Origin of the sequence: Aquibium carbonis, from assembly GCF_003970795.1 — a bacterium.
GTDB lineage: Bacteria > Pseudomonadota > Alphaproteobacteria > Rhizobiales > Rhizobiaceae > Aquibium > Aquibium carbonis.
Window position 1 is genome coordinate 45,792 of record NZ_RWKW01000031.1, and the last position, 12,655, is coordinate 58,446.

11 protein-coding genes are annotated in these 12,655 nt (G+C 67.4%); 6 read left to right on the top strand and 5 right to left on the bottom strand.

The features are described from left to right. Window positions 1-11 precede the first annotated feature (11 nt). From EJC49_RS08695 to EJC49_RS08710, 4 genes are read left to right on the top strand one after another with little or no spacing between them, the layout of a single operon-like run. A complete protein-coding gene (locus EJC49_RS08695) occupies window positions 12-878 on the top strand; it encodes an aromatic ring-hydroxylating oxygenase subunit alpha (RefSeq protein WP_126699318.1) in 867 nt (288 codons plus the stop codon). Continuing rightward, entirely contained in the window at window positions 875-4,036 is a 3,162-nt protein-coding gene (locus EJC49_RS08700; protein WP_126699320.1) for a molybdopterin cofactor-binding domain-containing protein, read from the top strand. Before EJC49_RS08695 ends, EJC49_RS08700 begins: the two co-directional genes overlap by 4 nt. After that, a complete protein-coding gene (locus EJC49_RS08705) occupies window positions 4,033-4,545 on the top strand; it encodes a (2Fe-2S)-binding protein (protein ID WP_126699322.1) in 513 nt (170 codons plus the stop codon). The genes EJC49_RS08700 and EJC49_RS08705 overlap by 4 nt, the downstream gene beginning before the upstream one ends. Next, window positions 4,542-6,044 carry an aldehyde dehydrogenase family protein gene (locus tag EJC49_RS08710; protein ID WP_126699324.1) on the top strand — a complete coding sequence of 501 codons (1,503 nt, stop codon included), beginning with the start codon at window positions 4,542-4,544 and terminating at the stop codon, window positions 6,042-6,044. The genes EJC49_RS08705 and EJC49_RS08710 overlap by 4 nt, the downstream gene beginning before the upstream one ends. A 31-nt stretch (window positions 6,045-6,075) precedes the next feature. Here EJC49_RS08710 and EJC49_RS08715 read toward each other — a convergent pair whose 3' ends face one another. Next, entirely contained in the window at window positions 6,076-6,897 is an 822-nt protein-coding gene (locus tag EJC49_RS08715; protein WP_126699326.1) for a universal stress protein, read from the bottom strand. A gap of 132 nt (window positions 6,898-7,029) precedes the next feature. On the opposite strand from EJC49_RS08715, the gene EJC49_RS08720 reads away from it, so the two are divergent. After that, a complete protein-coding gene (locus EJC49_RS08720; RefSeq protein WP_126699328.1) occupies window positions 7,030-7,764 on the top strand; it encodes a GntR family transcriptional regulator in 735 nt (244 codons plus the stop codon). 13 nt (window positions 7,765-7,777) lie between these two features. Here EJC49_RS08720 and EJC49_RS08725 read toward each other — a convergent pair whose 3' ends face one another. From EJC49_RS08725 to EJC49_RS08735, 3 genes are all read right to left on the bottom strand, one after another. Beyond that, window positions 7,778-9,367, bottom strand: coding sequence for a peptide chain release factor 3 (locus EJC49_RS08725; RefSeq protein WP_126699330.1), 1,590 nt, complete (start codon window positions 9,365-9,367; stop codon window positions 7,778-7,780). 112 nt (window positions 9,368-9,479) lie between these two features. Beyond that, the gene (locus EJC49_RS08730; RefSeq protein ID WP_126699332.1) at window positions 9,480-9,908 is read right to left on the bottom strand and encodes an SRPBCC family protein; all 429 of its coding nucleotides are present in this window, start codon (window positions 9,906-9,908) and stop codon (window positions 9,480-9,482) included. After that, window positions 9,905-10,237 carry an ArsR/SmtB family transcription factor gene (locus tag EJC49_RS08735; protein WP_126699335.1) on the bottom strand — a complete coding sequence of 111 codons (333 nt, stop codon included), beginning with the start codon at window positions 10,235-10,237 and terminating at the stop codon, window positions 9,905-9,907. The genes EJC49_RS08730 and EJC49_RS08735 overlap by 4 nt, the downstream gene beginning before the upstream one ends. Window positions 10,238-10,451: 214 nt before the next feature. Between EJC49_RS08735 and EJC49_RS08740 the strand changes: the two genes are divergently transcribed. After that, window positions 10,452-11,330, top strand: coding sequence for an alpha/beta hydrolase family protein (locus EJC49_RS08740; RefSeq protein WP_126699337.1), 879 nt, complete (start codon window positions 10,452-10,454; stop codon window positions 11,328-11,330). 14 nt (window positions 11,331-11,344) lie between these two features. Here EJC49_RS08740 and EJC49_RS08745 read toward each other — a convergent pair whose 3' ends face one another. Beyond that, window positions 11,345-12,655 carry an adenylate/guanylate cyclase domain-containing protein gene (locus EJC49_RS08745; RefSeq protein ID WP_126699339.1) on the bottom strand — a complete coding sequence of 437 codons (1,311 nt, stop codon included), beginning with the start codon at window positions 12,653-12,655 and terminating at the stop codon, window positions 11,345-11,347.

The following is a 12,655-nucleotide window of genomic DNA, read 5'->3' on the forward strand; positions in this document are numbered from 1 at the left end:
GGAGACCGACCATGAAGACGACCGACAGGGCGGCGCTCGACGACTGGTATGCCGTCGAGACGGCCGCCGACCTGACCGAAGCGCCGATGCGGACGCGTCTGCTCGGGCAGGAGATCGAGCTGTTTCGTGATGCCGACGGCGCGCCGGTGGTCCGCGAGGTGCTGGACGATGGGGGGTGCGGTCCGGCTCTCCCGGCGAAAGAGCGCTATGGCTGCGTCTTCACCACGCTCGGCCATCCGAACCGCGACATCGTCGAGATCGCCGAAGCGGCCGAAACAGATCGCCGCTACGTGCCCTGCGGCTGGGTCACCATGCGGGCGTCGGGCCTGCGCGTCGTCGAGAATTTTCTCGACATGGCGCATTTCCCCTTCGTCCACACCGACATTCTCGGCTCCGAGCCGCACACCGAGGTGCCGCATTATCTCAGCGAGATCCGCCGCGACGTCGACGAGGTCTGGGCAACGAACTGCACCTTCTTCCAGCCGCGCATCGCGGCCACCGAGGACAGAGGCGATTTCGTGCACTTGACCTACCGCGTGCCCAGCCCTTTCGTGGTGATGCTCTACCGCGTCTGCCCCACCGCGCCGGATCGTCTCGATGCGATCGCGCTCTTCATCCAGCCGCTCGAGGAAGACCTCTGCCGCGCCCAGCCGGTCATGTATCTCGTCGATTCCGTCTCCACCCACACGGCGCTGCTGCGCTTCGAGCAGGTGATCTTCCTGCAGGACCGGATCATCGTGGAGAACCAGCGCCCATTGCTCCTGCCGCTCGAGCCGCGTGCCGAAATTCCGACCCGCGCGGACTCTTCCTCGGTCGCCTATCGGCGCTGGCTGAAGGAGAAGGGCATCCGCTTCGGCACCACGGCAGGCGCCGCATGACGGCGGCCGTCTGCACCGGTCTGCGGCGTCCGCGCACCGCGCAAGAGGCGCTGGTGATGGCGGCCGAACCGGATGCTCGCTACGTCGCCGGTGGCACGGCGCTTCAGCTCGAATGGGCGCGGGGAGAACCGATGCCGACGCGCCTGATCGATCTCGGCGGGCTGCCGGGCATGCGGGGCGTGTCTAAGGATGGTGCAATGCTGCGGATCGGCGCGCTGACGCCGCTGGCCGACCTCCTGCGTCACGCTGGGGTCCGCGAAAGCCTGCCGCTGCTCGCAGCCGCGGTTCGCACGACGGCCGGGCCCGCGGTGCGGACGCTCGCCACCATCGGCGGCAACGTTTCCGGCGGTACGGGCTGCCTCATCCCGGCCCTGCTCGCGCTCGATGCGCAGGCGCGGGTGGTCTCCGAGGCAGGGCGTTCGACGATGCCGCTCGCATCCTTCCTCGGCCGCGCGCCCCGCGAACAGGCACTTCTGGAAGCGCTGCTGGTGCCGATAACGCAGCCAGGCGCCCGCTGGACCTGGCGCAAGATCGGCCTGCGCGCCGCCTTCACGCCGGGCGTCATATCCGTTGCCGGACTGCTGTCCTTCCATGACGGTCGCGTCGTCGCGGCGCGGCTCGCCGTCGGCAGCGGTGTCGTCGTCCCCACGCGGCTTCCCGAAACCGAGGCGATGATGGCTGGCGCTCGCGCCGACGCGATCGACTGGGCAGCACTGCATCGCCTGCTCGTCGGCACCATCGATGCGCCGGCCGATGTCTTCCGCTCGGCGCGCTACAGGAAGATCTCGGCCGCCAATGCTTTCGTGCATGGGCTTGGCGGCGAACTCGCAGGTGGCGTGCAGGCAGTGATGCGTCAGCATTCGCTTACTGATGTGCGTCCGCCGGCTGGCGAAATCCGTCTCGCTCGCGACATGGCCGGCGATCGCTGGCACGTCCGCCCCGATGGCCCTCCGAAAATCGCCGGCCGCCTCGAATATCTCACCGATCGCCGAGAGCCCGGCATGCTCGTCGCGCGCATCAAGCGCGCCGGCGTGCCGCATGCTCGCATCGTGTCGATCGATACCGCCGCCGCCGAAGCCCTGCCAGGCGTCGCGGCGGTTGTGACCCACAACGACATCCCTGGCCTCAACGCCTTCGGCATCGTCATGCAGGACCAGCCGGCACTGTGCTTCGACAAGGTGCGGCATGTCGGCGATCCGGTCGCGGCGGTGGCCGCGATCGACGCCGAGACGGCCGCTCGCGCGCTCGACCTGATCGAGGTCGTCTACGAGCCGCTGCCGCTGGTCGACGAACCGGCGGCCGCGCTGGCGCCAGGCGCGCCTCTGGTGCACGCGACCGGCAACCTGCGCACCGATCTCGGCCTGACGCGGGGCGATGTCGATGCGGGTTTTCGCGCGGCGGCCCACGTCGTCGAGGACGTCTACGTCACGCCGCGCCAGATGCATGGCTTCATGGAAACCGAGGGTGGCTACGCGAAGGTCGAGCAGGACGGCACGCTCTTCGTCGCCGTTGGCGGCCAGCATGGCGGCCGCGACCGCATGCAGCTCGCCCGCATCCTGGCGCGGCCGGAGGAGACGATCCGCGTCGTCACCTCGCCCACCGGTGGCGCCTTTGGCGGCAAGGACGAGCTTTCGGTCCAGCCGGCGCTGGCGCTGCTTGCGCTGAAAACCGGCAAGCCGGTGCGCATTCACCTCGACCGCGCCGAGAGCGTCGTCGTCGGGCAGAAGCGTAATCCGATGACGATCCGCATGCGCACGGGCTGCGACGCGGACGGACGACTGGTGGCGCAGGAGGTCGAGGTGCTGGCCGATGCCGGGGCCTACGCTTCCCTTGGACCCGGCGTGCTCGAAACCGCGCTCGAACATGCCTGCGGTCCCTATCTGGTGGACAACGTCCGCACCCGCGGGCGGCTCGCCTATACTAACAACGGCGTCTGCGGCGCCTTTCGCGGCTTCGGCGCCAACCAGATGACCTTTGCCGTCGAATGCCAGATGGATCGGCTCGCTGCCGCCTGCGGTCTCGATGCCTTCGCCATCCGTGCCCGCAACATGCGCCGCCCCGGGATGAAGGGCTATCTCGGCCAGACCGTTTCCGGCTCCGAGCGGCTCGACGAAATGCTGGCCGCCGCCATGGCCGATCCGCTCTGGGGCGAGCCGCGCGGGCTCTCCGCCGATGGGTCCGAATGCCTCGGCACCGGCTTTGCGCTCGCCTATCAGGGCAACGGTCTCGGAACCCTGCCGGCGGACCTGGCCGGCGGTGCGCTCAGGCTCGCGCCCGATGGCGCGATCGAGGCGCTTTACGGGCTGGACGAGATGGGCCAGGGCCTGCTGACATCCATCCGGGGCGCGGTTGCGCAGGCACTGGGCTGCGCGCGCGAAGACGTGCGGCCTGTGACCGGCGACACGGGTGCGGCGCCCGATTCCGGCTCCACCACGGCGAGCCGCGGCACCTATGTCGCCTGGCGGGTGGCCGAGTTGACAGCCGGGCCGCTGGCGGAGGCACTTTGTGCAGCGGCCGGCGAAAGCCTCGGTCGTGATCCGGCATCGCTGCTGGTCGTGGCCGGCGGCATCGCCGAGCGCGGCTCCAACAGCGGTGATGTGCTGATCTCCTTTGCCGATCTGGCCCGGGCCCTTCCGCCGGACGAACTACCCTTCGCAGCCACCAGCTTCGAGTTCCCGAAGTCCGACGTCTTCACCGGCAATGCGCGGCTGATCTTCGCTTTCGGCGCCGTCGTCGCCCGCGTCGCCGTCAGCCGGATCACCGGGCAGGTTCGCGTCCTAGATCTGAACCAGCATACGGCTGCGGGTCCGATGCTCGACCTCGCCGCCTATCTCGGCCAGATCGAAGGTGGCGGCATCCAGGCGCTGGGCTTCACCCTCACCGAGGACGCTCCGATGCAGGATGGCCGCCACCTGACATCCAATCTCGACACCTATCTCATGCCCGGCATCGCCGACGTGCCGGAAGCCATGGCGAGTTTCGCGCTCGAAGACCTCGATCCGGGCGATCCCCATGGCCCGCGCGGCACGGGCGAACTCGGCCTGGCCGCGGTGTCCCCAGCCATCGCCAACGCGGTTGCCGACGCCACGGGCCATTGGCCGGCGGTCGCCCCCTTCGATCCCGAGTGGATGCTGGACCGGTTGGGAGAGGCGCCATGAGCGGGCTTGACGACATCGCCGTAAACTTCCGGCTGAACGGTGAGCCGCGCAGCCTGATGGCGCCGGCCGACCGGCGCCTGATCGACTTCATGCGGGAAGACCTGTCGCTGGTCGGCGCCAAGAAGGCCTGCTCCGTCGGCCGTTGCGGCGCCTGTACGGTGCTTCTCGACGGCCAGCCGGCCAATGCCTGCCTCCTGATGCTGTGGCAACTCGAAGGTCGCGACGTCGTCTCGCCGGAAGGTCTGGACGAGAACGCGGATGTCGCCATCCTGCGTGCTGCACTCGCGTCGGAAAACGCCTTCCAGTGCGGCTACTGTGCGCCGGGCTTCGTGACGGCGCTCATCGCCCTGCTGCGCGAGAGGCCCGACGCGGACGATGCCGCCATGAGGGCAGCCCTCGAAGGCAACATCTGTCGCTGCACCGGCTATCATTCCATCCTGCGCGGCGCTCGCGCCGCCGCCGAGGCGCTTCGCGTCGCACGGGCCGCAACGGCCGGAGAACCAGCATGAACATCCATGTCCAGCCCGCCGAGCCCGGCGCCGCCGCACGCGCCTTCCTCGCTCGTAAGGACAGGCAGCTCCTGATCGGCGGCGTTTGGCGCGATGCGTCGGATGGCGCCGTCTTCGAGACCCATGATCCGGCCAGCGGCGCCCTGTTGGCGCGGCTGGCGAGAGGAAACGTGGTGGATGTGAACGACGCCGTCGCCGCCGCGCGCGCTGCATTCGAGAACGACGCATGGCACGGCATGACGCCTTCCGCCCGTGGCAAGCTGCTGTGGCGGATCGGCGATCTGATCGACCGCCATGCCGACGAACTCGCCGAACTCGAGGTTCTCGACCAGGGCAAGCCATTGAAGACCGCGCGCTTCGGCGAGATACCGGCATCCGCCGAGCAGTTCAGGTATTTTGCCGGCTATGCAACGAAAATTCTCGGTACGACGATCCCCACGTCGATCTCTCACCAGCCGCCCGGCCGTCGCATCTTCGCCTACACCAGCCGAGAGCCGATCGGGGTCGTTGCGGCCATCACGCCATGGAACTCGCCGCTGTTGATGGCGGCGATGAAGCTTGCACCCGCACTGGCGGCCGGCTGCACCGTCGTGCTCAAGCCCGCCGAGGAAACGTCCCTCACGGCGCTTCGCCTGGGCGAACTCCTGATTGAGGCCGGACTGCCGGCCGGTGTCGTCAACATCGTCACCGGCCTGGGAGAAACCGTCGGTGCCGCGCTGACGGCTCATACCGGCGTCGACAAGGTCGCCTTCACCGGCTCGACCGAGGTCGGCAAGCTGATCGTCGGCGCCGCGCGCGGCAATCTGAAGAAGCTGACGCTTGAACTGGGTGGCAAGTCGCCCGCCATCCTGCTGTCCGACGCCGAGATGGAACTCGCGGTACCGGGCATCGCGCGCGGCATCTTCGCCAATGCCGGCCAGGTCTGCGTAGCGGGTTCCCGCGTCTATGCGCATCGGTCGGTCTTCGACCGGCTGGTCGAGGGGTTGGCGAAGGAGGCTGCCGCGCTGCGCCTCGGCCACGGCCTGCATGCCGACACCGACCTGGGGCCACTGGTCAGCACGGGCCAGGCCACTCGCGTTGCTGCCTATGTCGAGGAAGGCTCGGCGGAAGGCGCCGAGATCGTGGCGGGCGGCGTCCGGGATGGTGCCTTCTTCACGCCGACGGTCATCACCGGCGCGTCCCCTGGAATGCGCATGATGCGCGAGGAGATTTTCGGACCGGTCGTCGCGGTCACACCCTTCGACACCGTCGAGGAAGCGTTGAGCCTCGCCAACGATACGCCCTACGGGCTGGCCGCCAGTGTCTGGACGCGCGATCTCTCCGCCGCCCACCGCACGGCCTCCGCCATCCGCGCCGGCACGGTCTGGATCAACTGCCATTCCTACTTCTCGCCGGAACTGCCCAAGGGCGGACACAAGGAATCCGGCTGGGGCTACGAGAACGGCGCGCAGGGCCTGGAAAACTATCTCGAGACCAAGACCGTCTGTGCCTTGATCTGAAACGGAGCGGCGCGCGAGTGATTCTTCCGCCTCAGTTCGAGAACAGGCGGTTGGTCGAACTCGCCTCGATCAGGCGCCGGGTGACGCCCCCGAAGGCCCATTCGCGCAACCGGCTGTGGCCATAGCCGCCGGACACCACGAGGTCGGCGCCCATTTCGAAAGCGGCGGTCGAGAGCGTGTCCCCAAACTCTTCGTCGGCGGGAACCAGGCACTGCGAACGCGCGGTCACGCCATGCCGGGCAAGAAAGGCCACCACGTCGGCAAGGCTTTCGCGTGCATGCGCCCGGTCGTCTTCCTCCACGGTCGCGACAAGCACCTCGTGCGCCGTCTTAAGGAAGGGCAGAGCATCCACGACGGCGCGCCTTGCTTCGCGCGTGTCCTTCCAGGCCACCAGCACGCGGTCTCCCTTCAACGCCGCGTGGCTTCGCGTCGCCATGAGGATCGGCCGGCCGGCGGACAGAATGAGCGAGCCGAGGTCGACAGCCCGATTGTAGTCCCGCCCGAGATGTTCGTCGCGTGGACCGGTAACGATCAGGTCTGCCTGTCGGGCGAGTTCGGTCAGGCAGCGCGTCGGGTCGCCGACCTGGCCGATGAAGGTCGCTCCTTCGCCGGCCAGATCCGAAAAGCCGCGCGCGATCTCGTCCAGGCTCGCCTGGATCTCATCGGTTTCGCGCCGGATCATCTCGCCGGAAATGATGGCTCCGTGCATCGGCGCAACCGGCGTGTGGGGCTGGGCGGCGCAAAGGCCGATCAGCGCGGCGTCGAAACGGCGCGCGATCTCTCTTGCGAAGCGGAGACGCGGTTCGAGGGCTCCATCGATGTCGATCTGAACCAGGACGCTGCGGTAGCTCATGGGTGTTCCTCCTGTTTGCACAATGGGAACATGGACGGGTCGGTTTCACATTGATGCCGGTCAAAGGCCCACTCGAAATGGCGTCCAGTCGTCGCGTGGTGTATACATCACTCGACTGCACGAGGGGACATCATGGACCAGACGGCCAACACCCACGCCACGCGGGCGCTGATCGAGCTGCGCAAGAAAATCATTTCCGGCGACCTGCCGGGCGGCATGCGCCTGTTCGAGGTGCCTCTGGCGGAGGATCTGAAGATTTCGCGCACCCCGGTTCGCGAGGCAATGTCGAGGCTTGCGGAGGAGGGGCTGCTCGATCGGGTGCGTGGCGGCGGCTTCATCGTTCGCTCGTTTGCCATGTCCGACGTGATCGACGCGATCGAGCTACGCGGCGTCATGGAAGGCACCGCGGCGCGGCTTGCGGCCGAACGCGGCGTCGAACCGGACGCGCTCGCCAGCATCACCGATTGCGTCCGGCTGCTCGACGCCTGTTTCGGAGTCGGTCCGGGCGAGGTGGATTTCGACACTTACGAAATGCTCAATGCCCGTTTCCACCGCGAACTCGCCGCGCTCTGCGGCAGCGAGACGGTGCGTCGCGAGGTGGAACGCGCATCGCGCCTGCCCTTTGCCTCGCCCTCGGCCTTCCTGCCCAATCGCGCCGACATCGACGCCTTCCGCCGCTCGCTGACTGGCGCGCAGGAACAGCATCGGGCCATCGTCTCGGCGATCGCGGCGCGCGAAGGGTGCCGGGCCGAGGCGCTGGCGCGCGAGCATGCCCGCACCGCCCGCCACAATCTCGAATACATCCTGGTCAAGGACCGCAGCCTGATCAAGCGGGTGCCGGGGCTGGCGCTGGTGGTCGCCGGCTGAACCGGCCGCGGCCTCACGCCGCGTCGCGCACCTGGTAGTCCTTGATCGCGGCGAAGCGGATCTGTTTCCAGCGGTCGGCCTCGTAGTTGAGACCGAACTCGTGCGGGGCGAGGAAGACCGGATCGTTGTCGAGATCGCGGGCGATGTCGCCGCGATGGCTTTCCACGAAACGCTCCAGTTCGGCCTTGGTGTCCGCCGAGATCCAGCGGCAGACCGAGAAACGCGCCATTTCGAACTCCACCGGCAGGCCGTACTCGATGTTCAGGCGCTCCCTGAGCACGTCGATCTGCAGCGCGCCGACGACGCCGACGATGGCCGGCGAGCCGTCCTCTGGCGAAAACAGCTGCACCACCCCCTCCTCGGCCATCTGCTGCAGCGCGTCCTTCAGCTTCTTGGCCTTCATCGGGTCGCCGAGCCGCACGCGGCGCAGGATCTCGGGCGCGAAGTTCGGCACGCCGCGAAACAGGAACTCCTCGCCTTCCGTGAGCGTGTCGCCGATCCGCAGCGTGCCATGATTGGGGATGCCCACCACATCGCCCGCATAGGCCTCGTCGGCGGTGATGCGCGACCGCGCGAAGAAGAACTGCGGCGCGGACAAGGACATCGGCTTGCCCGTGCGCACCAGCTTGGCCTTCATGCCGCGCTTCAGTTCGCCCGAGCAGACGCGCACGAAGGCGATGCGGTCGCGGTGGTTGGGGTCCATGTTGGCCTGGATCTTGAAGACGAAGGCGCTCATGGCCGGCTCGGTCGCCTCGACCGTGCGGCTGTCCGCTTCCTGCGCGCGCGGCGGCGGAGCCCAGTCGCCCAAGGCCTCGATGAGGTCGCGCACACCGAAATTGCGTAGCGCCGAGCCGAAGAACACCGGCGTCAGATGACCCTCGCGGAAGGCATCGAGGTCGAACGGCCGGCACGCCTCGCGCGCCAGTTCCATCTCCTCGATGAAAGTCTCGCGCTCGTTTTCCGGCAGGAGCCCGGCGACGCGGTTGGAGTCCGGCCCGTTCACCTTCGTCCGCTCCGTCTCCGCATCGCCGTGGCGGATGGCGTTCTGGGCCAGATGGTAGGTGCCGGAGAAGGTCTTGCCCTGGCCGATCGGCCAGGTGATCGGCGCGGTGTCGAGCGCCAGCTTCTCCTCGATCTCGTCGAGGATCTCGAAGGTGTTGCGTGCCTCGCGGTCCATCTTGTTGACGAAGGTGACGATCGGGATGTCGCGCAGGCGGCAGACCTCGAACAGCTTCAGCGTCCGTGGTTCGATGCCCTTGGCCGCGTCGATGACCATGACCGCCGAGTCCACGGCCGAAAGTGTGCGATAGGTGTCGTCGGCGAAATCCTCGTGACCCGGTGTGTCGAGCAGGTTGAAGACGTTGTCGCCATACTCGAAGGTCATCACCGAGGTGACGACCGAGATGCCACGCTCGCGCTCGATCTTCATCCAGTCCGAGCGGGTCTGGATCTTGTCCTTCTTGGCCTTCACCTCGCCGGCAAGCTGGATCGCGCCGCCGAAGAGCAGCAGCTTTTCGGTCAGCGTGGTCTTGCCGGCGTCCGGGTGCGCAATGATCGCGAAGGTGCGGCGGCGCGCGACCGCCTGTTCGATGCTGTCTGCCATGGATGACGATGTCCGTTGATGCGCGGGCTTATAGCGGTGCATCACGGGGGTGTCGAACGGGAATTTTTCGCCCGGGGACTGGTCACGGCCCGCCCCCGGGCGATTTCGAGGATCAGTCGAGGCTGTGCCCGATGAGGTCGAGAATGGCCGACCAGCCTTCCTCGTGGCCGCGGCGCGCCGCCTCGCTGTGGAACTTCACCTGGTGCAGCGTGATCTCGGTCGTGCCCGGCGACGGCTCGGTCAGATCGATCGTCACCACGCTGTCGTCAGGCGAATGCGGCGATCCCCAGGTGAAGGCGATGCGCGAAGGCGGGTCGATGTCGAGATAGCGGCCGGAGTGGGGAACCTCCCGGTCGACCGTGGCCATCACGATCAGGAACGTTCCGCCCTTCACGGCATCGGTCTCCACCCTTGGCGCCACGATCCCGTCTTTGGCCGTACGCATGAAAAGCGCCAGCTTGGCCGGCGTCAGCCAGGCATCGAAGACCTTCTCACGCGGCGCGTTGATCGTCCGCTTCACCGTCAGTTCAAGCTCGTTCATTGGTCGTCCTCCGACAGGATCATGGTTTCCAGCGCCGAAAGACGCAGGTCCCAGATGGATTTCAGCTCCGCGAACCAGGCTTCGGTCCGCTTCAGCGGCTCGAGTTCGGCGGCCATGAAGTGCTCGCGGCCAAGGGTTCGGCGTGTCACCAACCCCGCCTCTTCCAGCACCTTGATGTGCTTGGAGACGGAGTTCAGCGACATCTCGAAATGGCTCGCGAGGGACGTCACCCGCAGGGCGCCTTCCTGAACGAGAAGCGTCAGGATCTTGCGCCGCGTGGTGTCTCCGGCGGCCTTGAGGATCCGTGAGAGGCGTTCGTCGTCGTTCATTCATTCACCCATAAGGTTGAATATTCTGGTTCGGCTGATAAGTCAACCATATGGGTGAATATTGATTCGACCCGCGCCGTGCAAGCCGGCCGCGACCACTGACCCCGGATCCGGGACGGAGCACGATTTGCATCTTTACGCCTTGGCCCGAACGGCACACACTCGGCTGTCGCCAACGTTCCGGCCCCCTGTCGATCCTTCGGAGAACCCGCCCATGATCACCCGTCTCGCCCTGACCGCCGCCCTCCTCTCGGCACCCGCATCGGCCATGGCCGCCGAGGAACGCGTGACGTTTTCGGTCGAGGGCATGACCGTCGTCGGCACGCTGAACCTGCCGGACGGTGTCGAAAACCCGCCGGCCATCCTTCTGTTGCACGGCTTCACCGGCAGCCGCGACGAGCTGGAAATTCCGGCCGCCAACGAAGGCATCTATGCCCGCGCTGCCCGTATGTGGGCGGACGAGGGCATCGCCAGCCTGCGCATCGACTACCGCTTCAACGGCGACAGCGACGGCGACTTCGCCGATTCGACCCTCAAGGCCCATGTCGCCGACGGTCTTGCCGCGCTCGACTGGCTCGCTCGCAGCGGCCGCGTCGATTCGAGCCGGTTGGCACTCGTCGGCTGGAGCATGGGCGGCGCGGTGGGGGCCGCGGTCGCCGCGCGCGCCACCCATAGCCTGGATGCCGTCGCGCTCTGGGCGCCGGGCACCAACATGGCATCGGCGATCGCGCTGATGTTCGGCGCCGAGACCTTCAAGCAAGGCCTCGCCTCCGGGGGCGAGCCGGTCAAGGTGACGCTGCCCTGGGGCGCGGAGATCGAACTGAAATCCGGGTTCTTCGAAAGCCTCTACGCCATCGATCCCGTGGCCGAGATCACCCGCTATGCCGGTCCCCTCTTCGTCGCCGTCGGCACCAAGGACGACGTCGTCTATCCGCAGCCGATCTCGGGACAGATCCTGCTCGACTATCACACGGGCACCGAGGAACTCTTCGTGCGCGACATGGATCACGTCTTCAATGCCTTCGCCGGCGTCGAACAGGTCGACGAACTGATCACAGCCACCGGCGGTTTCATCAGGAAGCACATGGACTGAGGACGCCTGGCGGTTCAGTCCGAACCGTTCCGCCTTGGCGCCATGAGGCGCACCGGTTCCGTTCGTCCGGGCAGGCGCTCGACGCCCACTTCGCGCCAGTCGACGCCTGCCGCGGCCACCGCTTCGGCGGTGGCGAGGATCGGCGTCCCGTGTTCCTTCGTCGCCTTTTCCAGCCGGGCGGCGACGTTGACCGGATCGCCGAGCACCGTGAACTCCAGCCGCTCGAGATCGCCGACGAGGCCGCAGAAAACCTCGCCTACCTGAACGCCGATACCGACGGCCACAGGCGGCTGGACGTCGTGTTTGTCGTTCCAGCGCGCCATGAGGTCGACCAGCATGTCGGCGCAGGCAAACGCGCGCGCCGCGTCGTCCGGCGCGGGTTCGGGCACGCCGAAGACGATCAGCGCGCCATCGCCGATGAATTTGTCCACCATGCCGCCATGCGCCCGGGCAGCGTTCATCACCCGCCGCCTGAAGGAACTCATGAACACGGCGAATCGCTCCGGATCCGTATGTTCGGCGCGCGCCGTTGAGCCCCGCATGTCGACGAAAACGATGGCTACGGTCTGGCGCCTGCCGGCGATGAGGTTCGCCATGCCGGGCTGCGCCAGCAGCGGCGCCAGCTCTCGCGGTACGAAACGCGTCAGGCTGAGCCGTGAGGTGGTCTCATGAACGGCTTGCTCGAGCAGCCGCCGCCCACGCCGCGCCACCAGCACCAACACGAAAGCGGCGCTGGCGATCATGATGATGCGCACGACGTTGGGCGGTACGCCGAACCCGAACGAATAGTCCGGAAGGATAGCCCGTCGGGTCTCGATCGGCACGAAGCCGCCGACCATGGCCAGCAGGGTCAACCCGACGACGAAGAGCCCTGAAACATAGACCTGGAGACCGGGACTGTAGCGGAGCGCGGCGGCCGCCATCGTCACCGGGATCAGCCACACCGCGGGAAAGATCGAAAAGAATGCACCCGGCGCATGGCCGCCCACGATCGTGTGACCGATATTGGCGAGCACGATCAGAACGTCGGCCGTGGAGCTGAGAAAGGCGATCCGCCCGGTTGGGCGCGCGCGCCTGAGAGCCGCCAGCGCCGCCAGCCCGACGAGTGTCACCAATATCGCCGTGACAGTCGCGGCGATCAACTGTTCCACGAGGCCGCGGTCGTCGATCGGCGCCACCAGCCAGACCGTTCCGACGAACAGAAACATCAGGCAGCCAAGCCCGACCCGGACGATCGCCACCTGGCGCTCCGCCCGGCTCGCCGCCTCGGCTAGCAGTCGTCTTGCAGTATTTTCTGCGCCCGCGGCCAGGGCCGTCGGTTCCAT

Coding starts and splice junctions, on each gene's coding strand:
- EJC49_RS08735 (WP_126699335.1), bottom strand. CDS start 10,237: ATGAACGACGACGAACGCCTCTCACGGATCCTCAAGGCCGCCGGAGAC.
- EJC49_RS08745 (WP_126699339.1), bottom strand. CDS start 12,655: ATGGAACCGACGGCCCTGGCCGCGGGCGCAGAAAATACTGCAAGACGA.
- EJC49_RS08710 (WP_126699324.1), top strand. CDS start 4,542: ATGAACATCCATGTCCAGCCCGCCGAGCCCGGCGCCGCCGCACGCGCC.
- EJC49_RS08695 (WP_126699318.1), top strand. CDS start 12: ATGAAGACGACCGACAGGGCGGCGCTCGACGACTGGTATGCCGTCGAG.
- EJC49_RS08700 (WP_126699320.1), top strand. CDS start 875: ATGACGGCGGCCGTCTGCACCGGTCTGCGGCGTCCGCGCACCGCGCAA.
- EJC49_RS08740 (WP_126699337.1), top strand. CDS start 10,452: ATGATCACCCGTCTCGCCCTGACCGCCGCCCTCCTCTCGGCACCCGCA.
- EJC49_RS08720 (WP_126699328.1), top strand. CDS start 7,030: ATGGACCAGACGGCCAACACCCACGCCACGCGGGCGCTGATCGAGCTG.
- EJC49_RS08730 (WP_126699332.1), bottom strand. CDS start 9,908: ATGAACGAGCTTGAACTGACGGTGAAGCGGACGATCAACGCGCCGCGT.
- EJC49_RS08715 (WP_126699326.1), bottom strand. CDS start 6,897: ATGAGCTACCGCAGCGTCCTGGTTCAGATCGACATCGATGGAGCCCTC.
- EJC49_RS08705 (WP_126699322.1), top strand. CDS start 4,033: ATGAGCGGGCTTGACGACATCGCCGTAAACTTCCGGCTGAACGGTGAG.
- EJC49_RS08725 (WP_126699330.1), bottom strand. CDS start 9,367: ATGGCAGACAGCATCGAACAGGCGGTCGCGCGCCGCCGCACCTTCGCG.